Origin of the sequence: Marinomonas atlantica (genome assembly GCF_001639725.1) — a bacterium.
GTDB classification, from domain to species: Bacteria; Pseudomonadota; Gammaproteobacteria; order Pseudomonadales; family Marinomonadaceae; genus Marinomonas; species Marinomonas atlantica.
The window spans coordinates 96,767-123,421 of sequence record NZ_LTAW01000005.1; the positions used below are offsets into that span (position 1 = coordinate 96,767).

General features: G+C 44.3%; 29 protein-coding genes. 20 read left to right on the forward strand and 9 right to left on the reverse strand.

The window, feature by feature from the left end; translation table 11 throughout:
* Positions 1–9: 9 nt before the first annotated feature.
* Entirely contained in the window at positions 10–993 is a 984-nt protein-coding gene (locus tag AYW75_RS10230; protein ID WP_067099121.1) for an acyltransferase family protein, read from the forward strand.
* A gap of 168 nt (positions 994–1,161) precedes the next feature.
* Positions 1,162–2,121: an AraC family transcriptional regulator gene (locus tag AYW75_RS10235; RefSeq protein WP_067099124.1), complete on the forward strand. Its 960-nt coding sequence runs from the start codon at positions 1,162–1,164 to the stop codon at positions 2,119–2,121.
* A gap of 73 nt (positions 2,122–2,194) precedes the next feature.
* On the opposite strand, the gene AYW75_RS10240 is transcribed toward AYW75_RS10235, so the two are convergent.
* Positions 2,195–3,277 (reverse strand): porin, encoded by a 1,083-nt coding sequence (locus AYW75_RS10240; RefSeq protein ID WP_067099127.1) that lies wholly within the window; start codon positions 3,275–3,277, stop codon positions 2,195–2,197.
* A gap of 289 nt (positions 3,278–3,566) precedes the next feature.
* Here AYW75_RS10240 and AYW75_RS10245 point away from each other — a divergent pair, with 289 nt between their 5' ends.
* From AYW75_RS10245 to AYW75_RS10255, 3 genes are all read left to right on the forward strand, one after another.
* Entirely contained in the window at positions 3,567–3,815 is a 249-nt protein-coding gene (locus tag AYW75_RS10245) for a hypothetical protein (RefSeq protein WP_067099131.1), read from the forward strand.
* A gap of 222 nt (positions 3,816–4,037) precedes the next feature.
* Positions 4,038–4,664: a uracil phosphoribosyltransferase gene (gene upp, locus AYW75_RS10250; RefSeq protein ID WP_067099134.1), complete on the forward strand. Its 627-nt coding sequence runs from the start codon at positions 4,038–4,040 to the stop codon at positions 4,662–4,664.
* Between the two features lie 18 nt (positions 4,665–4,682).
* Positions 4,683–5,978 carry a uracil-xanthine permease family protein gene (locus tag AYW75_RS10255; protein ID WP_067099136.1) on the forward strand — a complete coding sequence of 432 codons (1,296 nt, stop codon included), beginning with the start codon at positions 4,683–4,685 and terminating at the stop codon, positions 5,976–5,978.
* A gap of 339 nt (positions 5,979–6,317) precedes the next feature.
* Here the strand turns inward: AYW75_RS10255 and AYW75_RS10260 are convergent, their stop codons facing one another.
* The 3 genes from AYW75_RS10260 to AYW75_RS10270 all read right to left on the reverse strand — a co-directional run bounded on the left by AYW75_RS10260 (position 6,318) and on the right by AYW75_RS10270 (position 7,939).
* The gene (locus tag AYW75_RS10260) at positions 6,318–6,977 is read right to left on the reverse strand and encodes an OmpA family protein (RefSeq protein ID WP_067099139.1); all 660 of its coding nucleotides are present in this window, start codon (positions 6,975–6,977) and stop codon (positions 6,318–6,320) included.
* Between the two features lie 124 nt (positions 6,978–7,101).
* The gene (locus AYW75_RS10265) at positions 7,102–7,524 is read right to left on the reverse strand and encodes a VOC family protein (protein ID WP_067099141.1); all 423 of its coding nucleotides are present in this window, start codon (positions 7,522–7,524) and stop codon (positions 7,102–7,104) included.
* A gap of 91 nt (positions 7,525–7,615) precedes the next feature.
* On the reverse strand, positions 7,616–7,939 hold the full coding sequence (locus AYW75_RS10270) for a hypothetical protein (RefSeq protein ID WP_067099609.1): 324 nt from the start codon (positions 7,937–7,939) through the stop codon (positions 7,616–7,618).
* Positions 7,940–8,017: 78 nt separating this feature from the next.
* On the opposite strand from AYW75_RS10270, the gene AYW75_RS10275 reads away from it, so the two are divergent.
* Positions 8,018–9,049: a nucleoid-associated protein gene (locus tag AYW75_RS10275; RefSeq protein WP_067099143.1), complete on the forward strand. Its 1,032-nt coding sequence runs from the start codon at positions 8,018–8,020 to the stop codon at positions 9,047–9,049.
* On the opposite strand, the gene AYW75_RS10280 is transcribed toward AYW75_RS10275, so the two are convergent.
* The gene (locus AYW75_RS10280) at positions 9,032–9,679 is read right to left on the reverse strand and encodes an HAD family hydrolase (protein ID WP_067099145.1); all 648 of its coding nucleotides are present in this window, start codon (positions 9,677–9,679) and stop codon (positions 9,032–9,034) included. The genes AYW75_RS10275 and AYW75_RS10280 overlap by 18 nt on opposite strands.
* 140 nt (positions 9,680–9,819) lie before the next feature.
* On the reverse strand, positions 9,820–10,098 hold the full coding sequence (locus AYW75_RS10285; RefSeq protein WP_067099146.1) for a hypothetical protein: 279 nt from the start codon (positions 10,096–10,098) through the stop codon (positions 9,820–9,822).
* A gap of 134 nt (positions 10,099–10,232) precedes the next feature.
* On the opposite strand from AYW75_RS10285, the gene AYW75_RS10290 reads away from it, so the two are divergent.
* Positions 10,233–10,703 carry a DUF2947 family protein gene (locus AYW75_RS10290; protein WP_067099148.1) on the forward strand — a complete coding sequence of 157 codons (471 nt, stop codon included), beginning with the start codon at positions 10,233–10,235 and terminating at the stop codon, positions 10,701–10,703.
* A gap of 446 nt (positions 10,704–11,149) precedes the next feature.
* Here AYW75_RS10290 and AYW75_RS10295 read toward each other — a convergent pair whose 3' ends face one another.
* Complete coding sequence (locus tag AYW75_RS10295) at positions 11,150–11,869, reverse strand: tRNA-uridine aminocarboxypropyltransferase (protein ID WP_067099149.1); 720 nt, start codon at positions 11,867–11,869, stop codon at positions 11,150–11,152.
* 195 nt (positions 11,870–12,064) lie between these two features.
* On the opposite strand from AYW75_RS10295, the gene AYW75_RS10300 reads away from it, so the two are divergent.
* Both AYW75_RS10300 and AYW75_RS10305 read left to right on the forward strand, forming a co-directional pair.
* Positions 12,065–12,823 (forward strand): DUF1499 domain-containing protein, encoded by a 759-nt coding sequence (locus tag AYW75_RS10300; RefSeq protein ID WP_067099151.1) that lies wholly within the window; start codon positions 12,065–12,067, stop codon positions 12,821–12,823.
* A 69-nt stretch (positions 12,824–12,892) separates the two neighbouring features.
* Positions 12,893–13,474 carry a TetR/AcrR family transcriptional regulator gene (locus tag AYW75_RS10305; RefSeq protein WP_067099153.1) on the forward strand — a complete coding sequence of 194 codons (582 nt, stop codon included), beginning with the start codon at positions 12,893–12,895 and terminating at the stop codon, positions 13,472–13,474.
* A gap of 8 nt (positions 13,475–13,482) precedes the next feature.
* Here the strand turns inward: AYW75_RS10305 and AYW75_RS10310 are convergent, their stop codons facing one another.
* Complete coding sequence (locus tag AYW75_RS10310; protein WP_067099154.1) at positions 13,483–15,228, reverse strand: DEAD/DEAH box helicase; 1,746 nt, start codon at positions 15,226–15,228, stop codon at positions 13,483–13,485.
* A gap of 93 nt (positions 15,229–15,321) precedes the next feature.
* On the opposite strand from AYW75_RS10310, the gene AYW75_RS10315 reads away from it, so the two are divergent.
* The 11 genes from AYW75_RS10315 (at position 15,322) to AYW75_RS10365 (ending at position 25,408) form a co-directional block, all read left to right on the forward strand.
* Complete coding sequence (locus tag AYW75_RS10315; RefSeq protein ID WP_067099156.1) at positions 15,322–15,975, forward strand: 2OG-Fe(II) oxygenase; 654 nt, start codon at positions 15,322–15,324, stop codon at positions 15,973–15,975.
* A gap of 91 nt (positions 15,976–16,066) precedes the next feature.
* On the forward strand, positions 16,067–17,059 hold the full coding sequence (gene trhO / locus AYW75_RS10320; protein ID WP_067099158.1) for an oxygen-dependent tRNA uridine(34) hydroxylase TrhO: 993 nt from the start codon (positions 16,067–16,069) through the stop codon (positions 17,057–17,059).
* Between the two features lie 224 nt (positions 17,060–17,283).
* Positions 17,284–19,401: a DNA polymerase III subunit gamma/tau gene (dnaX, locus tag AYW75_RS10325; RefSeq protein ID WP_067099160.1), complete on the forward strand. Its 2,118-nt coding sequence runs from the start codon at positions 17,284–17,286 to the stop codon at positions 19,399–19,401.
* 21 nt (positions 19,402–19,422) lie between these two features.
* The gene (locus AYW75_RS10330) at positions 19,423–19,749 is read left to right on the forward strand and encodes a YbaB/EbfC family nucleoid-associated protein (protein WP_067038353.1); all 327 of its coding nucleotides are present in this window, start codon (positions 19,423–19,425) and stop codon (positions 19,747–19,749) included.
* Between the two features lie 15 nt (positions 19,750–19,764).
* A complete protein-coding gene (gene recR, locus AYW75_RS10335) occupies positions 19,765–20,358 on the forward strand; it encodes a recombination mediator RecR (RefSeq protein WP_067099162.1) in 594 nt (197 codons plus the stop codon).
* Position 20,359: 1 nt separating this feature from the next.
* On the forward strand, positions 20,360–21,499 hold the full coding sequence (gene rnd, locus AYW75_RS10340) for a ribonuclease D (protein ID WP_067099164.1): 1,140 nt from the start codon (positions 20,360–20,362) through the stop codon (positions 21,497–21,499).
* Positions 21,500–21,524: 25 nt separating this feature from the next.
* Positions 21,525–21,815 (forward strand): YcgL domain-containing protein, encoded by a 291-nt coding sequence (locus AYW75_RS10345; protein ID WP_067038356.1) that lies wholly within the window; start codon positions 21,525–21,527, stop codon positions 21,813–21,815.
* Positions 21,815–22,297, forward strand: coding sequence for a YcgN family cysteine cluster protein (locus AYW75_RS10350; protein ID WP_067038357.1), 483 nt, complete (start codon positions 21,815–21,817; stop codon positions 22,295–22,297). The genes AYW75_RS10345 and AYW75_RS10350 overlap by 1 nt, the downstream gene beginning before the upstream one ends.
* A gap of 48 nt (positions 22,298–22,345) precedes the next feature.
* The gene (locus tag AYW75_RS10355) at positions 22,346–24,223 is read left to right on the forward strand and encodes a vWA domain-containing protein (protein WP_067099166.1); all 1,878 of its coding nucleotides are present in this window, start codon (positions 22,346–22,348) and stop codon (positions 24,221–24,223) included.
* 4 nt (positions 24,224–24,227) lie between these two features.
* Positions 24,228–25,028: a class II glutamine amidotransferase gene (locus AYW75_RS10360; protein WP_067038359.1), complete on the forward strand. Its 801-nt coding sequence runs from the start codon at positions 24,228–24,230 to the stop codon at positions 25,026–25,028.
* A gap of 146 nt (positions 25,029–25,174) precedes the next feature.
* The gene (locus AYW75_RS10365) at positions 25,175–25,408 is read left to right on the forward strand and encodes a glutaredoxin (protein ID WP_067099167.1); all 234 of its coding nucleotides are present in this window, start codon (positions 25,175–25,177) and stop codon (positions 25,406–25,408) included.
* A 90-nt stretch (positions 25,409–25,498) separates the two neighbouring features.
* On the opposite strand, the gene cysK is transcribed toward AYW75_RS10365, so the two are convergent.
* The gene (cysK, locus tag AYW75_RS10370) at positions 25,499–26,464 is read right to left on the reverse strand and encodes a cysteine synthase A (RefSeq protein ID WP_067099169.1); all 966 of its coding nucleotides are present in this window, start codon (positions 26,462–26,464) and stop codon (positions 25,499–25,501) included.
* Positions 26,465–26,655: the final 191 nt, after the last annotated feature.

The following is a 26,655-nucleotide window of genomic DNA, read 5'->3' on the forward strand; positions in this document are numbered from 1 at the left end:
GGTAGCGCTATGGAACGCTCCGTTTTATTAGATTTACTTCGTATTACTGCCATTGTATTGGTCTTTGTGGCACATTTCGGACAGCTATTAGATACTCAAGCAGGTATGTTTTTTGGTATCAAAAACTTCTACTACGTCAGCCTAGGTGGGGTTGGGGTGACGATGTTTTTAGTGTTATCCGGCGTGTTAGCGGGTTTGATGGATATGCAGCGTCCTATTTTTTACCCAACGTATTTATTCAAGAAAGTACTGCGCATTTATCCGTTATATTGGATGACGATACCCCTGTCTATGCTGGGTTATGTGCTTAATGGGTTAATGATGGATGGAACTTGGATGACGCTATTCCCCAATGGCTTTGTTCAAGATATTTCTGGCAGTCTGACAGGTTTTTATGCATTTATGGGACTGTGGGGTGGACCTTACAACCCGCCAAGTTGGTTTATAGCGCTGATTATGACCTTATATGTGGTCTTTCCTGTAATAGCGTATTTTATGCGTCGGGCACCTAATATCACACTCCTGAGCTTGCTCATTATCAGTATTCTAAGTCGTTGGTATGTGGGGCTGTATGGGGTTCCGTTTGTGCCGAGTAACTGGTTTGATGATATCGAAAGCTGGGCATATCGACTGTACGGCTTTATGCCTGGAAGACCGGGGGATTGGTTTGTTTTATGTCGTTTGTTTGAATTTGGACTTGGTGTCTGGTTGGCAATCATGTTGACACCTAAAGTGTGGACTATTTTTAATGGCTTTCCCCTCTGGTTGAGGCACCCCATAAGCATTTTAAGTGACTTGTCCTTCCCTTTGTTTTTGCTGCATTACCCATTCTTATTTCTGGTTGTCTGGTTATCAGAGTTGGACATGAACGTCAGTGTTGCCATTGTGGTTTTGATGACACTGTTAATGCTAATAGCGCTTTACGTCCAAAAATTGGACAGTAAATTGCCCCGTAAAGCATGGATGTCTGGAATAGATAAAGCACGTGATTAGAGCTGTCGCGTTATTCGCTTATGCCAATAATGGATAGCAATTTCACAATTTTGGATGCATAACATGCACTAACAAGTATTAGACTAAACTGTTTAGCGAATAAACAAATATCTTTAAGAATAGATTCTTAATCCTAGATTAAAAAAATAATTACATTAGGGGTTGGATATGACGATTTGTCTAACAGGATTTGATCACGAGGTCAGTGGTATTTCTGCCCAGTCTGTGTCGAGTTACTTAATCAGTAAACGCTTTGGCGAACATCAGCTAATTCTAGGTGCATCTTCCTCGTCGCAGGCTGACATCAAGTTTAAAGGCTTTGGTGAACTGTCGATTTCAGAGCATACATTCGGTTGTGCGGTACAAATGCATACGCCAATGATGTCAGATACGTATCACCTGCAAGTAATGTTAAGTGGTCAAAGTAAAGTACACTGCAACGGTACGACACAGCATCTAAATACTGGGGATGCGCTGATCGTACCGCCGCGCGCTTCTTTAATAAGCGATTACTCTGAAGATTGTCGCAAATTGATCATCCGTATTCCTGCAGAGTTTATGATGCAGACGGCGCGGGAGTTTGGTTACCACATGAACCACGACCGGATCCATTTTTGTTTTCAAAAGCAGCCTTTGCCAACATCGGGTTCTTTTATAAGTTTATTGGACGATATTTTGCAACAGCCACAAGGACAGTTGTGCGAGCGGGGGCTGATGTATTACAGCAAACTGTTGTGTAATGCTATTTTGGGCACATTCGAATGCAATCTTTGCTTAAGCCAAAGTGCTCAGCTTTCACAGCATCGTTACATAGAACGAATAAGAGATTATGTATTGAGCCACATTACCAGTGACATATCGGTAGATGAGTTAGCAGAACTTTGTCAGATCAGCCGTAAATCTTTATACAATTTATTTGAACGAGAGACAGGTTTAACACCATCAACCTACATACGTTGCTTAAAACTGGAAAGTGTTCATTCGGAACTGAGTCAAAACCAGAGTATTCGCAATGTAACGGAAGTGGCGCTTAAATATGGCTTTACCAATTTGGGGCGTTTCTCTGCACAATATCGTGATCATATTGGTGAGCTTCCCTCCCATACGCTTCGCAGCGTGGCGTGTTAACGTTGTTATTTTCCAGAGCAAAAAGATAACCCAAGCAAGGGGAGAGCTCGGGTTATCTTCGTACGGTTTTGTCTTAGAACTTATACATCGCCATTAGCTCAACCTGTTTACCTGCTGGACGAGCAGAGGTTCCTTGTGAGCTTGGTGGACGATTGGCTGCATTTTGGTCACGCAGTTCTACGCCGAACTCCACTTTAGGAAGATAGGTATAAATCATGTTTAGCGTCGTTTGTTGAATAGTATCTTCCGATAAAGCTGATTTGTCAGAATGTACTTGGCCATAACGAAGGTTGGCGCGCAGTTTGTCAGAGAACTTGTGGCCAATACCTGCGCTGAAGCCTGTTAGTGTGACCATGTCACCGTTCGCATCAACTTCAGTTACGCCAGAAGGGCCTGTATTACCTAAGTAGCCCCAACCTGCATAAACACCTGCACCTTCACCAGTAAAAGCACTTAGACTAAGTGATGTATCACCCATTTTAAATTTGGATGCTAATGAAATAGCCGCACCATAATCTGATTGGTCGTCGGAATTAACAGTAGGTGTAGTATCCACTTCACGACCTGTTACGGCTACGTTAAAAGCATGGCCGCTTTGTGTTCTTAGCGTGTAAGCAACTACAGCATCCGGCACATCAGCATTGGAGTATACTGGATCTTGAAGTGTGAAACGCCAGCCATTGGTTGTGTAATGCACAACTAGATCAGGGCGAATAGGTGCACCATTGCCTGCAATCGTACCAATACCTAGACCCCAAAAGTTGATCATTTCGGTATCAAATGGTGCATTTGCAAAGAACTGGCCATTCCAAGTTTGACCAATGGTTAGGTTGTCAATGTTGATGTAAGCGTGGCGTAGTCGCCAAGCGTAGCTGCTATCGCTAGAGGTATTGTTATCCCAAAAATCACCTTCGATAAAGCCTCGTACTTTATGGCCTTCGACCATGCTTGAAGTACCCAAGTTGAAGCGAGACTGACGGACGCTGCCTTCTACCGTATTTTTTCCGTTGTCTGGGCGGTCAAACACGGTTTCAGCTTTTAAATAGCCGCCTACGTTAAATTTTGTGCCGTTAAACTCACCCAGTTCAACCGCTAAAACCTGTGACGAAAGACCCGCTGCTAATACTGCTAACGCTACTTTTGTTTTAATCATCATACTTTTAAAGCCTTCGTTATTATCATTGTTAAAGGTAAATTTACTATCGCAAAGGCCTTGGGGATTCGATATTCAAATAGTGTAATCTTTGTACATTGTGTAAGAAATTAGTCCTTCTGGCTGGCTTTAAAAAATTACGGCAGCTTTTAAATACAGTATTACTTGCTTGTGTATTTCTAGTAATAGATTAAAAAACGTCCAGTTGTAACAAAAATGCATGATCTAGTGCGTTATAAAGGTAGCGAGGTAAATAACCTATGTATAAATACTTTTTAATGGGGTGCATTGAATGTCAGTACAATCTATTGAGTTTGAAGGAACGGATATTCGAGTGGCGGAATTGCAAACAGGGCGATACTTCAACAAAGCTGATTTGTTACGCGTTGCAGGGCGCAAACCACAACAGGAAACAGAGAGTCAATATCTAGATATCTTGGAAGCATCTAAGCTAGTAGGTTTTGAAAGAGAGACCTTGTTGAACGCTATGCAGTTATGGGCACCGCATTTGTGCCGAAATCGTATGGTTGAGCTGCACTAGTCCCATAGGGTTTGCAAAGCTTCTAAAAGCGCGTATTAATACGCGCTTTTTTTGTAATTCGAGAATGCATTCAGATAACCAATTTTTCGTTATCTGTAGTGGTGTTGTGGCACAATTCTTTCATGTCATTAGGCAAAAATTGGGCCATATCATATCGCCTCATACGGGGTAATGTGCGAAAATGACCAATTAGTCAAGAATTACTGCCGAGAAGAGGTTTCCATGAGCGTTCATGAAATTCGTCACCCCCTAGTTCAACATAAAATTGGCTTGATGCGTAATCAGAAGATGAGTACGCGCGGCTTTCGTTTACTTGCCTCTGAAGTGGGTAACTTGTTGACCTATGAAGCAACAAAAGATCTAGAGCTTGAAGATTACGAGCAAGATGGCTGGTGCGGCCCAACTAAATGTCAGCGAATTCGCGGTAAAAAAATTACGGTTGTGCCGATTCTGCGTGCTGGCTTAGGTATGTTAGACGGCGTACTAGAGTTGATCCCAAGCGCAAAAATTAGCGTGGTAGGCATTTACCGTGACGAAGAAACACTCGAGCCGGTGAGTTACTTTGATAAACTTGCAAGCGATATTGATCAACGTATGTCGTTGGTTGTAGACCCTATGTTAGCCACAGGTGGATCTTTGATAGCAACCATTGATCTGCTAAAGAAAAATGGTTGTGACACCATTCGAGCTTTGGTGCTGGTAGCGGCCCCGGAAGGTATTAAGAAAGTTCAAGAAGCGCATCCTGATGTGGATATTTATACGGCCTCAATCGATAGCCATCTGAATGAGCAGGGGTACATTGTTCCAGGGTTAGGCGACGCTGGCGATAAAATCTTTGGTACTAAATAAGAGAACGGTTCCCTTCACATGACAACTCAATCTGATAATTTACTAAGCGGTTGGCGCGTTATCTTGGCCGGTGCACAAATGCTGTTTGTGGCATTTGGCTCATTGGTGCTTGTGCCGTTGATCACTGGGCTTAATCCAAGTGTAGCATTGTTCACAGCGGGGCTCGGCACGCTAATCTTCCAGCTGTGCACAAAGCGTAGTATGCCAGTATTTCTTGGCTCTTCCTTTGCGTTTATTGCGCCGATTATTTTCGCGGTAGAAACATGGGGGCAAGCTGCGACGATGGGGGCACTATTTTGTGCTGGCTTGATTTACGTGCTGCTCTCTATTTTGGTGGCGCTGCGCGGACCGGGCTTCTTGCATCGTTTATTGCCACCTGTGGTGACAGGTCCAATTATTATGGTAATTGGTCTCGGTTTAGCGCCAGTGGCGGTTAACATGGCCTTAGGCAAAACCGGTGATGGCGCGGCACAATTGTTTCCTTATACCGATGCGATTCTAGTATCCATGCCAGCACTTTTAACAACCTTGCTCGTTGCAACGTATGCAAAAGGTGTTTTTCGTTTGGTGCCGATTATTGCGGGCGTGTTAGTTGGCTATATTGTTTCGCTGTTAATGGGGATTGTTGACTTTACGCCTGTTGATCAAACGGGTTGGCTAAGTGTGCCAGGCTTTATCATGCCTGAGTTTCAGTTAGCAGCAATCTTGTTTATGTTGCCTGTTGCGATTGCGCCAGCGATTGAGCACGTCGGTGACGTATTGGCAATTGGTTCGATTACGGGTAAAGACTACGTTCGCAAGCCTGGTTTACATCGTACGTTACTTGGAGATGGTCTTGCGACGTCTGCTGCCTCTTTATTCGGTGGGCCGCCAAATACGACTTATTCTGAAGTAACGGGTGCGGTCATGCTAACCAAAGCCTTCAACCCAGTTGTAATGACATGGGCAGCTGTGTTTGCAATCAGTCTGGCCTTCATTGGTAAGTTTGGCTCTATCCTGCAGACCATCCCAACGCCTGTAATGGGCGGTATTATGATTTTGCTGTTTGGGTCGATTGCTGGTGTCGGAATGAATATTTTGATCAAAGCACGCGTAGACTTAGGGGCACAACGTAACCTTGTGATTGTCGCTGTTACGCTTGTATTTGGCATCGGTGGCATGACGCTTGGCTCGTCTGACTGGCATTTACAAGGTGTTAGTTTGTGTGGCTTAGTGGCGATTACGTTGAATTTGATTCTGCCTAAAGCGGATGAAACCAACGATCTGCATGAAGAGCAGGATGTTGTAGAAGAATTGCTACACCACAAAAAATAGAGAGATAAAATGTGGGCATAGGCCCACTTAGACTGCTAATAAAGTCCTCGCCTTCGTGCGGGGATTTTTTTATAACTACCTCATGCTTAAAGAACATCTTCAAAGCCAACCAAATCTGCTAAAGGTTTAATTTGCGCAAACAATACTCAAAACGGCCTATTTAATGGCTTCAAGACTGATTGTTTAAAAGCTGAGTGAGAATGCAATCGCCCTCTGATTTTTAGAATTACAGTGCTTTAAAAACAAAACCCCAGTAAATATACTGGGGTTAGTCGACACGCTGGTTCGGTATAAGCCAACTTTTTATGGTTAATGTATGACAGTATGATCAATGTTGTTTTAAAAGCCGCTAAATTGGAGTGCTGGAGAAAGAGCTGGCTCATCTTTTGCCATTTTATCAACGCTGTAAATGTTCCAGCGCTTAGTTTGCGAAACTTGTTTAGCGTGCAAGTTGGCAATTACGCGACGGTTTTGGAGTCGCCCTTCAGGCGTTTGGTTTGAGGCAACTGGTTGAGTCTCGCCATAACCAATACCGCGAATTCTATTACGATCGATGCCAAATTGACGAATTAAAACCAAAGCTATCTCGTTGGCTCTATTTCGGGAAAGTTCAAGATTTTGTTGAGGGTCACCAACATTATCGGTATGACCTTCAATAACCACCGTTGAGCCAGGATTAGAATAAAGGAAATCAGCAATTTGCTGGATTTCGGGATAATATTGAGTTTTAACCTCATATCGGCCTGTATCAAACAACACTTGTAAATTAATCGATTTCTGCTTGGTGTCAATGGATGGACACCCATCATTATCAACTTTAGCATCTGCCATCGTTTCAGGACAAAAATCGCGAACATTAATGACGCCATCTTTGTCATCGTCAGCAAGGTTTTGTGGAAGAGTCTTACCGTCGTATAGCGATTCACCAGCTATGCTAAAACTAGCTAGTAATATGCTTACAAGTGTAATGGTGCATTGAGAGAATTTAGTAAGAGTCATTATTATACCCTGTTTCCACAGTTGTTTGTATTAACTATAGGCCCAGAGGCTTTAGGGCTCTAGACCTATATTTGTTAAAGCGATGTCTTTACTAAGTAGCTTTGTAAATATATGTAATCAAACGTTACCAAGACCCTGTATTTCGCATAGAAGCCCAAGGTTCTTGTTGCTCCAAAGAGCCGTTTTTTTGTAATAACTCAATTGAAATACCATTGGGGTCTTTGATAAATGCCATGTGTCCGTCACGAGGTGGGCGTAAAATGGTGATTCCCATGTTCTGCAAGTTTTCACAAGTCGCGTAAATATTGTCAACTTCAAATGCTAGGTGGCCAAATTGATCACCACCAGAATAAGTTCGGTCGTCCCAGTTGTGAGTTAGTTCTACTTCTGGGGCACCTTTTTCAGTGGCGTAGTAAATTAGAGAGAATTGACCTTGTTCGCTATCATGGCGGCGTGTCTGTATGAGACCTAACCCTTTCGTGTAAAAATCATGACTTGCTTCAGGGTTCGCTGTACGGATCATTGCGTGTAGATATTTGATGCTCATCTAGATTGTCTTCCGGTAATTAAAATTTCTTTTATAGTAGTGGAACCTAGATGCATGGGCAAAGCGTCAAAAGATCTTACGAGGACTTTCCTTAATCCTCCCAGACGTAGCGAATAGGTTCACCAAAGTCATCGTAAATTATTTTCTTTTGTGGCTTTCTTGGTTTCAGTGATGGAATCGGGGCGGGCTTTTTGTCGGATTTACGTTGCTGAAGGGCTGCGACAATATGATTTAGTGGGGTGCGTTCCTTTTTGGGCTCGATAAACCCCATGTTGCTCGTGTTATACTTACCATCTTGTAATCCAGAAGCGCCCATCTCGACTTGCTCTATTTCGCCTTGTTCGCGGATAAAGTTTTCGATCTGAGATTCGATTTCTTGTCGAGTTTGCGCCTTTGTCTTCGTTGATTTTGTCATAACGTCTGTTTCGAGCATTGCCTCATTCGGCTTAAAGAAGAATTACAAACCAATCATACTAATAGTAAGAGGTTGCTAGTGTCTATTGCCAATTTAATTGTCCATGAAGTTCAGAAAGAAGAAGGTGAGTCGAAAGCACTGTTGGTAGCTCGTCCAACAGAAAACCCAATTGATGCGGACGCTGAACAATTGGCTGCAAAGGTGACTAACCTTTTTAATCGCTCTGGCATGAATACTGGGCAGTTTTCCAACCCTGAAGGCAGTGAAGAGGGCAGTAAGCTACCTGCTCTTTTGCATAATCACTTTAATGGAGAAGGCTTTGATGATTTTGCCGCGTTTACAAAGGCATGTGCAGCAGAATACGTTCGCTTTTTAGAGCCAGTCAGTGAGGCTGAAGGTGGACTGCTTTGGTTTAATCATTATGAACTGGGCGGCGCTCATTTCTTGTTTATTGTGTTACTTAAGCGTAAAGCCGGTATTACTCTTGGTGAAGACTTGAGCTTTGCTCAAGTAAACCAGCTCGAAACAGATAAATTGCACATGGCGATGCGAGTGAATTTGTCTGCGTATCATGACCGTGATGACACTCGTTATATCGCTTTTCGTTTCGGTAAAGCACCTAAATGGGAAAGTGAATACTTTACCCAGTTCATTGGTTGCGATGAACCAAAAGTTGCTGCAAAAGAAACGCGTAAGTTAGTGGAGGCGGCGTCTGCGTTTTGCCAAAGCCAATCAATGTCTTCTAAAACAGCTAATGAGTTTAAACGTGCAGTGGCTGAGCAATGTCTTGAAAAAGCGGCTGAGCGTGAGCCGCTTGAACTGAATGATGTCGCAAAACAAATAGAGTCCCGCTTTTCGACTGATCAAGCCCATCAGTTTCTTGAAATGGCTGAGTCTGATGCCTTTCAGGTAGAAAAGGAGATTTTTGTTGAAAAGGCGGCGCTGAAGAAGCTTACGCGAGCGTCAGGGTCAAATCGTGCCCTAACGCTAAGTTTTGATACGGATTTACTGGGAGAAAGCATTGAATTCAATGCGGATACAGGCGCACTTACTATTAAAGAGCTGCCTCGTAGTTTATTGAAGCAGTTGATGTCACTTGAGTCCAAGTAAGACCATAAGCTCTGCCATTGACTCGAAAGTGGCGGATGCGCCTGCTTCGATTTGAGCCTCTGCGGGTAGAACGTCGCTAAATGCCAGTACGGTTGCGCCGGCAGCTTTGCCGGCTCGAATGCCAGCTAGAGAGTCCTCAATAACGATGCAACGTTCAGGTGATACTTGCAAAGCGTTGGCGGCGGCTAAATAGAGGTCAGGAGCGGGTTTTCCATGGGTGACGTCGTCAACAGCAAAGCGTGTTTTGAACTTGTGTGTTAAGTCGATTAGCTCAAGTTTAAGCTCCATCTCAGCCCGTTGCGCATTGGTCGCCATGGCAATAGGGCAAGTGATGGCATCGAGTAATTCTCGAATACCTTCGATTGGGTGAAGGTTCGTTTTAATGGCGCAATTAAATTCGTCCCGATAATGTTTCAGAAAATTATCAGGGAGAGGTTCGCCTAGCATGCTTTCTGCGAGAATGAGATTCTTATCAGTAGTAAAGCCCGCAAATTGCGTGTGCATAGTACGGTCGTCTAACTCAAGTCCTAATTCGTTCAACATACGCTTGAGAATATCGGAAGACAAAGTCTCGGTGTCGACGATCACGCCGTCACAGTCAAATAGAATGGCTTGGTAAGGGAAGCGCATAACAACTCCTAATAATTGAGTGGTTGAGCGAACAAAGTGTAGCGAGGGACGTTGAAGAAAGGGAGGGGTATTATTATTTTTCTCCCCAAATACTTTTTTGTTGTGAATTTCTTTCAGCTTACTCCGGTTTGAAAGATGTTTTAGTGGCTTGGAAGGTGTGCGCTAGCGCTATGCTTTTTTGACATAAGCGTGGTGGCAGAGGCCATGTTAAAGCTAGATTTGAGTGCTTTGCTAACGGCACGAAAGAATGTGGATGCGTTTTTAATAAATGCCGCGGTAGTGCTAGGTTTCGTAGGGTTAAAACCCCAGCTGTTTAGGAGCGCTTCGTATTGTTCTTGAGAGTCCTGTGTTTTCTTAGCTGCGCCAGTGTAGTGAAGATTGTAAAGCGCTGCAGTGTTTACGTCTTCTGATGTATACATAATGTATCTCCTTAGGTATTAAAGTTTTAAATGTAGTTTTATTACTACATTTAAAGGGTAGTTGTTTGCTGTGCGTACTTCAAACGATGCTTTTTCACTAAATAGGTTAATTTTTTTCATCAATTGGGTGGTGTATGTCTCAATATCGACCGTTATCAGGCAGCGGTAAAGAGTGGGTTTTTCGTCGTGGTGAACCTTTTGTGTCTGAACAAGATCGAGCTCAGATTTTACTTCTGAGTCATGTCGCTGGTGCTAATATATGGCGAGACTACATCTCTGATGCATACTTGTTTCCTGACTTGTTTGCTGATGAGGTGTGGGTAAAAGCGAATCGCTTAGGTAGTGTAGATTGGGAGACACTATGGGAATCTGATGAATTAGGGTTTCCGGTAGAGGCTCTAGAGCATTGTGATAATTGGGGGAGCGACACCAAGATTTATTTCTGCTGCCATGCTGATTTTGTGATTGAGACGACATGGGGTGTTTTTCTGCGTACTTGGAAAGCATTCTTGTTCTTGGACAGTGATGCAATTCTTGTGGGTCGTAAAAAGAAACAAGCGCTACAATTTTGTGAAAAAGGTGATGTGGCGTTGCTTGTTCGTTAGTGGTGTATAGTTTCAGCAGTTAATTGCTTTCATCCAAAATAGCGAAGGATAAACAAGTGCTAAATAACAATGCACCGACTACTAAGGGTGGTGCGGGGAAGAGGAGTACAAGCGTCCCCGTCCCAGCTCAAAGCGATCTTACAACCTTGCGTTTGGCTAGGTATTGCTCGGATTGACGGCGATAGTGTGCGTGTTTGATAGGCCTTTTTTCATCGATGAAGTCGCGCTGATACCAAGTTGGCATGAGCGTGATTATTGCAAGATATAGGTAAAATTCAATGACTGCCTTCATCATAGTGTGAGCCTTGCTTTCCTTGACCTTAACAAGAATCGTTAGTTTGTATTTTAGGTGATTCTAGGGTTTTTGCTGATTTTTCTTGTTTTTATTTATATAAAGTGAAGGTGTTGGCGCGGTTTTAGTGAGGAGACTTGTTTTATGGTGAGTGCTAAGTCGGGGTGTCGCGTCTTTTTCGACTCCACATGCTGTGATCATTAAACACTCGATAATAGTTGGCTAGGGCAGCGCTTTGTGTTTCTGCATTAGCTTGAGCAAGTAGCATGGCAACGACTTCCGCGGTGGCAAATTGATTGTCGTGCTTAGCGTGTCGCACTTTAAAAGATCGTTGAGCGTCGTCGCTAATCGCGAACGTGGGTATGTCATCAAGCCATCGACTTTGGTGGAGCATTTTGCTGGCCAGTCGCCATGTGGCATCTAGGATAATGACGTTTATAGGTGTCTCAAGCGAAGACGGGCGTTCTAGATCCTTATTTAGCTCAATCCTTTTTTCTGTATCGGGGAATAGAATGATGTTCCTTCCCTTAAAGTTATCCAGATGGTTTAGTAGTTCATCATCTGGGGTTGTTCGCGACCAGATGAATGCTTTTGTCTGTTCTGGAAATAGGTCTGCAATTAAGCGCCCGCTATTTGTTGGTTTGTGTATTTCTGTGTAGTGAAATAGCAGTGTGAAGTTTACTGGGCTGGTTTGAAGAGTTCTTTGGTCGCAAAAGCACGCGAACGATGCCATTAAACAACATGGGCAGCGTTCTGCGTTGGCACCTCGAGCTATAAATGCGCGCTGACTGTTTTGTTTGGCGACTTCTCTTAGTTTATCGACGCAATGTGGTTGATGCTTTCTAGTACTTATAGATGCGGGGGTGTTTGTCATAGAAGTTGTGTTTAGTGAGGTTATTCTAGAGCTGGTTAGTTTGACGGGTTTAAATATAATTTTCTATTAGAAATCAGTGAGCTTTACGCAAAATATGCAAATTTGATGGAATCACTGCAGAACCCTGAGTTGCTTACTATCTACTGGCTCAATGTCGCGCTAAGGTTAGCCTTGTGATGTTTGTATGAGTAGATTATGAGTCGTTACATTTCGCCAGTGTTGTACGTTTTACTGATGTTAATTGGGTGTGCGGCGTTTTTCTCAATTGCCGGTGTCCGAGTAGGTTTTATTGACCCACATACTGCTTTTGGGTTGCTGCGTAAAACTGTATTTGCCGCTATCGCTCTTACTATGCTTACAATAGTTTCGCTATTGGTCTGTCGTCGCGAATGCAGTGCCGGTGGTCGTCGATTTTTTATTCTTGTGGCGGTTGTTTCCTCAATCTACAGTGCAATGTGGGTCGGTTTGTATACTCAAAAGTCAGCATTGCCAGACTTGTATGACATCACTACTGATTTCGAAAATCCTCCAATTTTTATCAATATCGCTTTTTTGCGCAAAGGCTCTGAGCATGATCTTGTCTACAATGAGGCTTGGGCGTCATTACAGGAACGATACTATCCTAATGTTAAGCCGCTAGTTGTAAAAACCCCATTTAAGCAAGCCTATATTGAAGCAGTTCAGCTAGTAAAAGAGCGTGGTTGGGATCTGGTGTCCCAGTACCCTAGTGCTGGTGTGATTGAGGCTACGGCTCGAACCCCCATTTTTGGTATGCGTAATGATATAGTCATACGTATTACGCGACGTGATAATTTTGCTGTGGTGGATATGCGATCTTGTTCGAGATCTGGTAAGTCTGATCACGGTAACAATGCTGAGCGCATAACAGGATTTTTAGGGGAACTTGGTAATCGTTTGACGCCTGTTCCAAAAGGTCTTGCCTCCCGAAACTGATGTTTTAATGTTCACCCGCTGCTCACTTTTAGTTAGACTCAATGGGTCTGACACATGGAGTAAGTTACTGTGAATCGTCGTACTCAACAAAAAGCTACTACTCGAGCCAAAATAAAAGATACAGCTAAAAAATTATTTTCTGATCACGGTATAGATGCTACGACTACGCGCGAAATCAGCCGTTTGGCTGGTGTTGCAGTGGGCACCTTTTTTGTTCATTTTCCTGATAAGTTAGATTTAGTAAAAGAAATTTATTTTGATGAAATGGATGCTGCTTTAAACGCGGCGGTAGGGGCTTTCAAACCAACATCATCCCCCACTGAATATATTCTTCAAATTGCTCAAACCCTTTTCCCCTTCTATGCCAGTCACTTAGCGTTTACTAAAAATATCATGACCGATAGTGTGCTTAATGGTGGATTTCACACGCAACAGATGCTTTCTATTAGTGAGGGAATTAGTAAGCGATTTGAAGCGGTTGGTATTGATCAGAAAACAGCACGTATTTTTTCTGAGAACATGCTTGCTAATTATTGGTTAGTTTTTATTGAATCAATACCCGGTAACGCATTTCTTTCAGCGCAAGCGATACAGCGCTTAGAAAGTCTAAATCTTCCTTTTAAAGTGTCTTATGAAAATGCAGTCAAATAACGCTAGTCCTAGCGTACCTCGTTTGCTTTTCGGTAGGGGCCTTGGTAGTCAAAAAGTAATTGGGTGACTTGCCAATAACGTTTGGTCTGTTCGGCGATAACAAAGTCTGGGTGAGGTAAGTGTTCGATGAAAGGGGTGACTTGCTCTGCTTTATCAAACTCTACTGGTGTAGTGCCACCGCCAAGGCGACGGGAAAATTCTTGATTGAAGCTATCGCGCCCTTTTGTGAAGTCAAAATTATAGGTTTGTTTGAGTTCTTCACCATCTTCATCATGATAATGGATGGTTAGTTTGTTGCCGTTTATCGATATGGAAATGGCTTGGCAGCGTATGACTTTATGGCCTTTTAAATTTAACGCCTTTTTTAAAATGTCGTCTGGGTCGATGAGTCGTTCATGACAGTGCTGGCAATGACGTGCAGCGATGTCATTCTCTTCATTGCAGTATGGGCAGCGCTTGAACACAAAGCGATAATCGCATTGAAATTCACCGTCTAATGTCTCTACTAGTCCTTGGCATCGGCGACCATAGTGTTCAACAAGTGTGCCGTCCGCGGCTTTTATGCCCCAGAATATATTCTGATGCTCGCATTGCGGGCATTCCACTTGAACCAATTGAGACTTGCTGTTGGGTTTTTGCGAACCTATCTCGGGCTGGAAGACATCATAGCCGCTGTTGGTGTAATCTAAGATCAGGCAGTCCTGTTTATTGGGGTATAAGCGTAGACCTCGACCAACCATCTGCTGGAATAAACTAACCGATTCTGTGGGGCGCAATAAAGCGATTACATCCACGTGTGGTGCATCAAATCCAGTAGTGAGCACCGAAACATTCACTAGATATTTGATTTTTTGCTGCTTAAAGTCATGAATGATTTGGTCCCGCTTAGTGATCGCTGTGTCGCCAGTAACGATTTGAGAGTGTTCAGCCGGTAAGTACCCCATTATTTCTTTGGCGTGTTCAACGGTGCTGGCGAAAATCATCACCCCCAGTCTGTTTTTTGCTAGCTCTTCTATCTGTTCACAGATAGCTTTGGTGACACGAGGATGTTTGCTAACCAGTTCGTTGAGTTGTTGTTCAACGGGGGTCTGGTCTTCGTTGTATTCATTGCTGAGGAGCTGACTAAAGTCGTAGTGAGCAACTGCGGCATCAAAGACTTTAGGCTCTGTTAAGTACCCCGATTTTACTAGGCGTCGCAGTGGTAATTCATAAATACATTTTTTGAAAAACGGGTTGTCTGTTTCTCGCGCAAAGCCCCAATAATGGTTTTGATAGATCCAGCCGCTGTCTAGGCGGTAAGGAGTGGCTGTTAGCCCTAAGATTTTTAAGGCTGGATTGAGTTTTTTGAAATGCCGAATAACCGCATGATACTGGCCTTGTTCGGATTTAGGGATGCGGTGGCATTCATCAATAATGAGCAATGATAGAGGCTCATGATGCTGCTCAAGGCCACGAGCAATGCTCTGAATGCTGGCAAAGGACACTTTGTTTTGGGTGTCTTTTCGGCCCAGCCCCGCAGAATAAATCCCTGCATCGACGCCAAGTGCTGTGAGCTTTTGATGATTTTGTTCTACCAGTTCTTTTACGTGGGTCAAGCAGATCACTTTTTGCCGAGCTAAGCGGCACAGCTCGGCTATGACGAGGCTTTTCCCTGCGCCGGTTGGTAAGACAATCACAGCGGAATCGTCGGTGCTGCGAAAATGATTCAAAGTGGCGTCTACGGCCTCTTGCTGATAGTCACGTAGTTGATACATTTGCAAAGAAATCGTCTAATAATGAGTGTTCTCGCGGGCACGCTACAGTATCATTCGCCGCTTTACAATCTTCATAGATAATAGGTTTCCTTTATGAGTGTTATCCAGCCGTTCACCTCCCACACGCCGTTTGATCAAGTGGTTGCGGATATTTGTGAAAAGGGGTGGAGCGTGACAGATGGGTTCTTTTCAGAAGAATTGATTGGAGGGCTGCTAGCGGATATTTCGGAGCTTGATAACGCCTATATGAAGCAGGCCGGGGTGGGGCGCTCGAGTGATCATCAGGTCGTTTTGAATCGGCGCAGTGATTATATTCGTTGGATTGATCCAGTAACGTCCGCTCGTGCGGCTTTTTTGGATGCCATGTCAGAGTTGCGTTTAGCGTTTAATCGTCGATTGTTTATGGGGCTTTGGGATTACGAGGCGCATTTTGCACGTTATGAAGAAGGTGCTTTTTACGAAAAGCATGTGGATGCATTCAAGGGTAAAAGTAATCGTGTACTGTCAACGGTGCTGTATCTCAATGAAGCATGGGGCGATCAAGATGGCGGTGATTTTGTTTTGTTTGATGAACAGGATGAAAACAAAGAAGTGGGTCGCTATGCCCCAATTAAAGGGCGTTTGGCCGTGTTCCTGAGTGAAGATTTTCCTCATGAAGTGCTTACGGCTAAGCGAACACGTCACAGTATTGCTGGCTGGTTTCGCGTGAACAATAGCATTCAAAACAATGTTGACCCGGGTCAATAAAATTCGCAATCAACTCCTCTTTTCTCTATAATGCGCGCCTTCAATTAAAGGCTCTGGTTTTACGTTCCAGAACGCATTAGGAGAGATAGACGTGTCAAAAGTTGTTGTATGTGCTTTATATAAATTTGTTCAGTTGGATAACTACGAAGCGTTGCGTGAACCGCTTCGTCAAGTGCTAGAAGACAATGGTGTACGTGGTACTTTGCTGCTAGCAAGTGAAGGTATTAACGGCACGGTTGCCGGTACTCGTGAAGGTATCGATGCTATGCTGGCATGGTTAGCCCAACAACCGGGTTTGGATAATATCGTCTACAAAGAATCCTTTGATGAAGACATGCCGTTCTACCGCACCAAAGTTAAGCTGAAGAAAGAAATCGTTACGATGGGCGTTGAAGGTGTTGACCCTCGTAAAGTTGTCGGTACGTACGTTAAGCCAAAAGATTGGAATGCTCTAATTTCTGATCCTGATGTTGTGTTGATTGACACTCGTAATGACTACGAGTTCCAAATCGGTACTTTTGAAAATGCGGTAAACCCTAAGACCGATACCTTCCGTGAATTTCCTGATTACGTCAAAGAGAACCTTAATCCTGAGAAGAACAAAAAAGTTGCGATGTTCTGTACTGGCGGTATCCGCTGTGAGAAATCGACGGCTTATTTGAAAGAGCAAGGGTTTGATGAGGTTTATCATTTAGAAGGCGGCATTCTGAAGTACTTGGAAGAAGTGCCAGAAGAAGACACTATGTGGCAGGGCGAATGTTTTGTGTTTGATAATCGTGTTTCTGTGAATCATAAACTTGAAAAAGGTGAATACGGGCAATGTCATGCTTGTCGTATGCCGATCACAGAAGAAGAGAAGCAAGATGAGCGCTTTGAGCAAGGTGTTAGTTGTCCGCACTGCTTTGACAAATACACAGATGAGCAGCGTCGTCGATTCATTGAGCGTGAGCGTCAAGTGCAGCTAGCGAAAGAGCGTGGCGAAGCTCACATTGGTGCAGAAGTGCTAGATGCGGTTGAAAAGCACCGCCGTGAGAAAGAGTTAGAGCGTGAACGTCAGCGTTTGGCGGGTCAGCAAAAGAATTAAGGCTCTAAAGTTATTTAAAAGGTCAGCATCTGCTGACCTTTTTGCATTATAGGTAATAATGGATTTAGACAGTCACTCGACTTTTGCGTGTGTCTGCATTCCTTTTTTCTCTGAAAAAGCTTAAAATTCAGCGAATTATATGACCACGAATTTTGTAATACTGTATGGTCAAACAATTCAACGCTGTGTAAATCACAGCCCCAATCATCACCAGATTAGATTGCATGAGCTATCAAGTACTCGCACGAAAATGGCGTCCGCAAACCTTCCTTGAAATGGCAGGCCAAGACCACGTATTACAAGCATTAGTGAATGCGTTGCGGCAGCAGCGTCTACACCACGCCTATTTGTTTACGGGGACTCGCGGGGTAGGTAAAACCACCATTGCACGAATTTTCGCAAAATGTCTAAACTGTGAGGTGAATGGCATTTCTCCTGAGCCGTGCGGCGAGTGCGACAGCTGTCGTGAAATCACGGAAGGACGTTTCGTTGACCTAATTGAAGTGGATGCGGCGTCGCGTACCAAAGTCGAAGACACCCGAGAGCTATTGGAGAACGTCCAATACGCACCCACACGAGGGCGTTTCAAGGTGTACCTAATAGATGAGGTGCACATGTTGTCGAGTCATTCATTTAACGCTCTGCTAAAAACCTTAGAAGAACCGCCTGAGCATGTTAAGTTTTTGCTCGCGACGACGGACCCACAAAAACTACCTGTGACGATTCTTTCTCGCTGTTTGCAGTTTAATCTTAAAAATATGTCGGCACAGCGAGTGGTTGATTATTTACAAACCGTTCTTGGCTCCGAGCAAGTCAGCTATGACCAACCGGCCTTATGGCAAATTGGTCAAGCAGCTAATGGCAGTATGCGAGACGCGTTGAGCTTGACGGATCAAGCGATCGCATTTGGCGATGGTAAAATTACCGAAACTGGTGTGACATCAATGCTGGGGTTGGTCAATCAGACTCAGATTTTGTCTTTATTGGAATCCGTTGCAGCAAAAGACGCGGCTCAAACATTGACAAAAATCGAAGCGTTGGCAGATTATCAGCCGGACTTCATTTCAATCTGTGGTGCCTTGTTGGACGCATTGCACCGCGTGGCAGTTGAGCAGCAAGTGCCTGGTGTGCTGCAAGATCAGATGGGGGATTTAACGCGTATCCAGCAATTAGCACAAAATGTCTCGCCTGAAGAAATACAGGTGATGTACCAGAGTTTGTTAATTGGTCGACGTGATCTACCTTTGTCTCACTCGATTAAATCCGGCTTTGAAATGTTGATGTTACGCCTAATCGCATTTCGACCGGCGACTCAGATGACTGTACGTTACGAAGCGCCTTCTGAGCCCGTTGCCCCTTATCGTGAACCTGAACCGACAGTTGAGCAAAAAAAAACAGCTGAGCTGAATAGAGCCACTACGGTTTTACCTGCGAGTGATGCAGCACTAACACCTGCTGAAACTGAGTATGACCAAGTGGATGCGGCAATAGCGGGACCGGTTGAGACGCTAGCAGAAACGCCAGTTCCAGTAGCGCCTGCTGAACCGTCGTTGATGAACGAACAAACTCCGCCATGGGATGAGTCATTATCTGACGACGACAATGATTACCAAGCGCCGGTAGCGGAATATGCTGTGCCTGAATCATTGCCATCTGAGCCTGTTGTTACAGATTCTAAACCATTAACTGTGCCTGCTGCGCCTCCTCAGCCAAAAACGTCGGTCGACCCTAGCGCTCGTCTCTCTAAAATGCTGAATGACTCCAATGCAGCAGAAGAAGAAACGGACGATGAGGCCGATGAGCGAGCGATAGCAGAAACCTCAGACCCTTTCGCGATGTCGGCCTCTCTGGTGGAGACTGTTTCAGATAAACCGGCTTTAATTGATAAGCAGCCCGATACAGTTGCTCAGCCAGCATTGGCGATTCCTTTGCCTGACATTGCGCATTTTAAAGATATGACCATGAATCTATGGTGGTTGGTGGCACCACGCTTGAAATTAACGGGATTGGTCCAAAATATAATCATGAACTCTTGTTTGATGGACGCTTCAGAGCAAGGGGTAAAATTACAAGTTCCACTTGAATACGGGCATATGTTAAATCAAGCTCGTTATGAGCAAATACAAAACCAGTTATCGGAATTTTTCGCTGCGCCAGTGCCACTTATTATCGACACGCTGGCTGAAGTTGAAGGTGTGACGGCCGAAGAGTTTGCGGCAAGCAAGCGTGCCGAAGCGCTGCAAGCTGCGATTAATCATTTAAATGCGCACCCAGTGGTTCAAGCGTTAGCGGAAACGTTGGGTGGCCAAGTTCTTTATGACACAGTTAAAGTGAAAGCTTAATTACTATATTTGGAGAGAGTTATGTTTAAAGGTGGTATGGGCAACATGATGCGCCAAGCGCAAAAAATGCAAGAAAACATGCAAAAAGCCCAAGAAGAAGTGGGCAATATGGAAGTTGAAGGTCAAGCGGGTGCAGGCCTTGTGAAAATTACAATGACAGGTCGTCATGATGTGAAGCGTGTATCCATAGATGACTCTCTGTTTGAAGATGACAAAGAAATGCTAGAAGACCTAGTGGCGGCGGCCATCAATGATGCCGTGCGTAACATTGAATCAGCTTCTAAAGAGAAAATGGCAGCTGCGACAGAAGGCATGCCGATTCCTCCTGGTTTTAAAATGCCTTTCTAAGATAGGAGTGGACACTTGTTCAGCCCATTAATTAAAGAGCTGATTGAGTCCCTGCGCTGTTTACCGGGTGTTGGGCCTAAGTCCGCGCAAAAAATGGCGCTCTATTTATTAGAACGCGATTCCCAAGGGGCTGATCGACTCGCTCAGTCTCTTCGTCAAGCATTGGATAAAGTGGGGCGCTGTCATCAGTGCCGCACTTTGACGGAGGATACGCTCTGTCCTATATGCGCTGACGATCAGCGTAACAGCAGTCGTTTATGTATTGTTGAAACGCCTGCTGATGTGATTGCCATTGAAAGTACTAAGCAGTTTGATGGAATGTATTTTGTTCTGCTTGGGCATCTTTCCCCGATTGATGGCATTGGACCAGAAGAGCTTGGCTTAGATCGCTTAGAGACACTGGCTAAAGAAGTCGGTGTTGAAGAAGTTATCATCGCCACAAACAGTACCGTAGAAGGTGAAGCGACTAGCCATTACATTGCGCAAATGCTGAAACCTCACGGAGTAGACGTCAGTCGTATAGCTCAGGGTGTACCGATGGGCGGCGAATTAGAATATGTTGACGGTAATACGTTAGCGTTAGCATTAGAAGGCCGGAAAAGACTATAACATGGATATACAAAACCAAAATCTCGATATTGTTTGGGTGGATAACGATGCAGCACTGGCGAAGTGGTGTGAATACTGGTCCACATTGTCTTTTGTTGCAGTGGATACCGAGTTTGTGCGTCGCACGACTTTTTACCCAGTGACAGGCTTGATTCAAATTTCTGAAGGTAAGCAAGCGGTCTTAATTGATCCACAAACCATCGCAGATTGGTCGCCATTGCGCGCGCTATTGGTGAATGAAGACGTTATGAAAGTCTTTCATGCCTGCTCTGAAGACTTAGATGTCTTTGATCATCTTTTAGGCGTGTTGCCGACACCTTTTTATGACACTCAAATCGGTGAGGCGTTTGCCAGTGCACAATGGTCGTTAAGCTATGTTAAGTTAGTGAAAGCCTATCTTGATATCGATGTTGCCAAAGATGAGACGCGATCTGATTGGACACTTCGCCCTTTAACGGACGCTCAAAAACGTTATGCGGCCTTAGATGTTATATATCTTGCTGAAGTATACCCAATGCAGGTAGAGCGTTTAATCGCGAAAAACATGCTCGATTGGGTACTAGAAGATTGCGAAAGTCTTAAATGGCAATATTTGCAAAATAATGATGCTGAGCAGAATTGGGATGGTGTGAAAGCGGCTTGGCGTTTAAGTCCGAAAGGCCTAACGTTGCTGCGCTTACTGTACTTGTGGCGTGATGAGCGAGCTCGCGCAAACGATACGCCCCGTGGCCAAGTGCTGAAAGATCGTACATTATGGGCGTTGGCTAAGTTTATGCCGGATAATGCGCGTGATGTAGGCAAGACAGAAGAAATTACGCCTAAGCAAGTGCGCTTATATTCCGATACAGTGCTTGAAAAAATTGCATTGGTGAATGAATTGAGTGCCGATGAATACCAAAAACCCTTGCCTGCTCCACTGCCTTCCGAGGCCGGTGATTTATCAAAGGCGATGCGAGCGTATTCAAAGCAACTTGCTCAGCAACTGGAGCTGGCACCGGAAGTGGTGTTAAAGCGTAAATTGTTGGATCCCTTGATGCGACATGTTTATGAAGGCTCACCGATGGATTGGTCGAATCCAGCGTTTAATGGCTGGCGCAAAGATAAGGTGGTTGCACCTTTGTTAGAAAAATTCGCAAACTAATACTATTACTTACTGAGTAACTATCATGAGTCACATGATTATTGAAATTTTCCGCTCATCAAAAGTGGACGAAATGTACCTTTATGTTGAGAAAAACAAAGGGTTAAAGAACATTCCAGAAGCATTAATGTCTCGCTTTGGCGCGGGCATTAGTGCAATGACAATGCTGATTAAACCAGATCAAAAATTGGCTCGAGCGAACGCTACAGACGTTATGGAATCGATCAAAGAGAAAGGTTTTTATTTGCAAATGCCGCCCGCTCGGGAAGAATATTTATTGGATATGTATAAAGCGCCGACGGAAGCTCGTTACTGATGATTGCAAAGCGTTACGAACCTTTTTGGAAGACCACGCCGATGGCGCAAATGGCCCCCAGTGAATGGGAGTCTATTTGTGATGGCTGTGGCAAGTGCTGTTTACAGAAAATGGTAGATGATGAGACAGAAGAGGTGTATTACACCAACCTGTCGTGTCACCAATTAGATATTAATGCTTGCCGTTGTAAAGTCTATGATCAGCGCCTTGAAAAGGTCGAAGGCTGCTTGTCTCTTAGGCCGGAAGATGTCGCAGCGTTTGATTGGCTGCCCGACACTTGTAGCTATCGAGTACTGCATCAAACGGGCGATTTACCGAACTGGCATCCACTTGTGGTGGGCAGTGATCGAGAAATGAAAACTCAAGGCCTAAATGTTAGCCATTACGCCGTTAACGAAAACACCGTTGACGAAGAGCGTTGGGAAGAACATATAATCAAATGGGTACACGGAATGCCCGAGCCCTATGATCCTACTTATTAGGGCAATCCTTCGAATTAGCATATAAAGCAGTTGCTCAGGAGTAAGAAGATGGTTATACGAAAGCACGTCAACAGTTGTTTGGTGATGATACTTCTTACAATAGCCCCCTGGGCTGCTGCTGACACACAATTTCGTCTCATTGTAGACGCCTCTGGCAGTATGTTGATCAGTGATCCTGACAAATTAACCGCCGAGTCTTTAAAACTCATTTCCGATTTAGCACCTGAAGAACAAGCTACTCTGGGTGTCTGGCTATTTGGAGAGCGTGCCCGAGTGTTGCTACCAGAAGCACGTGTCAATCAAGAAACGAAACAGGCATTAAGCCAAGCTGTTAGTAATTACACGCCAGGTGATTTGAAGACGGATTTAGAATCGATCATTAGAATGTTGCTGCAAACACCTGATGCTGGGGATTTAGAGCCAGGCTTTGATCGCCATTGGATCTTGGTCACCGATGGTATGGTGGATGTAAGCTTGGATGAAGCGGTGAATGAAGCTTCTCGTTCTCGGATTATGAACGATTTGGCCAGTCAGTTGGCTGAACGTAATATCCATTTGCATACAGTTTCCATGACGGGATATACCGATAAAGAGCTGCTGTCATCAGTCTCGACGTTAACGGATGCGACACATACAGAAGTTGCTACGCCAAATGACTTGTTAGATACCTTTGATCGAGTCTTTTCACAAGCGGCACCGTCAGAAGAAGTACCTTTTGAAGGTAATACATTCTTTATTGATGACGCCATTGAAGAAGCCACCTTACTTATATTTCATGAGCAAGGCGTCACACCTAAAGTATTTTTGCCAAATGGTAAGCGGCTGAATATGGGGGCGCTGAATGTCTCTTATGTCGATGCGGATCATTACTTGTTGGTTACCATTACTAAGCCAAGTGTGGGGACATGGAGAGTAGAGGATGTCGATTTAGAGCGCAGTAACATTCGTGTGATCACCAAACTCAGTGCTCAGGCCACCAAAGTCGCTCCGGTTTTGTTTGTGAATGAACCTATTTATTCGACCGTCGGACTGTTCCAAGATAACACTCTGATTGAAGATCCCGAGGTACTGTCATTAGTTGAGACCAAGCAGAAACTGAATCTGCTGAGTGGTGAGAGTACGAAACAACTCCTTAATCGTCCATTACCCATCACTAATAATCAATTCAAGAATAAAATTGAGCAAATTACGGGTGAAGGCAATTATGAGTTGATTTCAGAAGTAGACGGAAAAACTTTTGTTCGCAAACTTAGCCAATTTTTTGCAGTGACAGCACCGATTTCATTGGAAGCAGAGCGCCAGAGTGAAAACTTAGTGGCTTTTTCTGCTAAGCCAACGAACTTGCGTTTGAATTTGCTTCGCAGTAATGCGCGTTTAATTATCACAAGTGGTGATGGTAGCGAAGAGTCTCTTGAAATGCCCTTAATTGGTGAGGGGTATTGGCAAAAAATTTACCCAGTTGCGCCAAACAGTGCGTTGAGTGCTCACATACGTTTAATCGGCATTACTCGAACTGGTGTTCGTTTCGAGTATTCCACGCCTTCATGGTATTTAAATCGTGACGGTGCCGATGTCGTAAAATTAAGTCAATCACGGGATGACGGTAAGGCTGCAATGGCGGCGGTTGCGGCGGTTGCGGCGGTAAACCGTGACTTGATGCCTGTTGTTGTAACACCACAAATTGCGGTGGTATCCCAGGAAGAAATGGAGGAAATCGATCCAGCCAGTCAGCAAGATGAGGCTGTCGATGCTCCTATTAATGAGTCGATAGATGACACTAAAGCGAAAGAAGAGCCTGCGGGACTTTCCAGTAGTGAATGGATACTATACGGCGCGCTAAATGGTGCCGGTGTGATTTTGCTAGTGGGTGGCTATTTAATCTTTCGTCGTATTCGTAAAAAACGTAAACAGCTAAAAGTAGATTAATTTAATGTGTGAGTTGCTTGGAATGAGCGCAAATGTGCCAACGGACATTTGCTTTAGTTTCTCGGGCCTACGTGCCCGAGGCGGTCGAACCGGTCCCCATAAGGATGGCTGGGGCATGGCGATGTATCGAGACAGCCACGTTTGGTCAATACACGATCCGCGGCCAAGTGCAGATTCAGACATGGCTGATGTGATGAGCAAAACCTCGTTGAAGTGTCACATTGTTATCAGCCATATTCGCCAAGCGAATGTAGGCAATGTGTGTTTGCCTAATACGCATCCATTTAGCCGATTGTTGTGGGATACAACTTGGAGTTATGCCCACAATGGCCAGTTGGATACACCTCAAAGTTTGTCGCTATTAACCCATTTCCCTCTAGGGACAACGGATTCCGAGCGAGCGTTTTGTTGGATCATAGAACAGCTGATGGCACGTTTTGGCGATACCATGCCCGATGTGCAAGCGCTTTCAGAAACACTTACCGAGCTATGTGATCGGCTCCGAGAGAAAGGTGTTTTTAATATGATGCTATCTAATGGGCAATATTTGTTTTCTTATTGCACCACTAAGCTTCATTGGATCACTCGTCGAGCACCGTTTAAGCCAGCCACTCTGTCAGATGAAGACATGACCGTTGATTTTAAAGAAGTGACAACTGATAAAGATGTGGTGACAGTGATTGCGACGCAGCCATTAACGGAAAATGAAACATGGCATCAAATGCGGGCGGGTGAGATGTGCGTGTTTGATGCGGGGGAGCTAGTTGTTCATATTAAGCCTGAGGTAGAAATGCTTGATGCGTAATTAGGGTTTGAAAAAAAACTATCGGATCTATATTTTTAATTGATTTCATAGATATCAATATTCTTTTTATAGTTAGCCCTACTTAAAGGGCGCCAATAGCTCTTAAAAACGCCATTCAAGGCGATCTACGTTAAGGGGAATATTTGATGAAACATTACACGTTATACTGTGCGTCTGATAATGGGTTTTGCAGTGCTGCTGAGACTACCTTAGTGCAGAACAACATTGCATTTGAAACAATTAGCGTGAACATTGCCAACGCATCTTCTGACTTGGTGGGTTTATTTGCCAACGACGCCACGCGAACTCCGCAAGTGTTTTATGGTACAGAATATGTCGGTAATCTAGATGATATACAGAGTTTGTTTCGTTCTGTTTAATTGTTTAAAGCAAACACAGTTTATATGAAAAAAAACAGGCCACAATTTGAGGGCCTGTTTTCATATTACAGCGGTAAGCTTAGCGAGTGATTACTGAACAAGTTCGTTGTCGCTGAATTCACCTTCAAATAATGCTGTAGACAGATAGCGCTCACCGGAATCCGGCAAGACCACTACGATTTTCTTGTCTGCAAACTCTGCTTCTTGGCTCAAGCGTTCTGCTGCAACCACGGCTGCACCACATGAGATTCCACATAAAATGCCTTCTTCGCGCATTAGACGTTTTGCCATGGCAATTGCGTCTTCGTTTGATACTTGCTCAACGCGATCAACAACAGACAGATCAAGGTTTTTAGGTACGAAGCCTGCGCCAATGCCCTGAATTTTGTGAGGTGCAGGGGTTGGTGTTTCTCCATTGATGGTTTGCGTGATCACCGGAGAGGCGGTTGGTTCAACGGCGACACTGGTGATCGCTTTGCCTTGCGTGTTTTTGATATAACGACTTACGCCTGTGATGGTACCGCCAGTACCCACACCTGCGACAAAGACATCAACTTCACCATTGGTATCGTTCCAAATTTCAGGCCCAGTTGTTTGTTCATGGATTTCAGGGTTAGCAGGATTGTCAAATTGTTGTAGCAGAACAAAGTTAGGGTCTTGAGCGATTTCTTGCGCTTTTTCGATCGCGCCTTTCATGCCTTTTGCTGGTTCTGTTAATACAATCGTGGCACCTAATGCCTTCATAACTTGGCGGCGTTCAAGACTCATGCTGGATGGCATAGTGATGGTAATGTCGTAACCTCGCGCAGCAGCAACGAAACACAAAGCAATACCAGTGTTACCACTTGACGGCTCAACAATGGCTTTGCCTTCTGTTAGAACACCACGTTTTTCCGCGTCCCAAACCATGTTAGCGCCAATACGACATTTAACGGAAAAAGCTGGGTTGCGCGCTTCGATCTTGGCCCAGATGTTTCCATTTCCAATGCGGTTAAGACGTACCAGTGGTGTGTTACCGATGGTTAAGGAGTTATCGTTAAATACTTGTTCAGACATTGGCCATCCTTATCTTTTGTTTAGTGATTGTATTCATTGAGTTCAATTGTAGTCGTCCACTATAACCGTATCCACTGAAACGATGTAAGAATTTTGAACTATAAGGTTAGATGTGTGCATCCTTTTTGAGTGGTCGATACAGTCAACGCCAATTGCCGCATTTAATGATAGAATCTGATCCATATTAAACA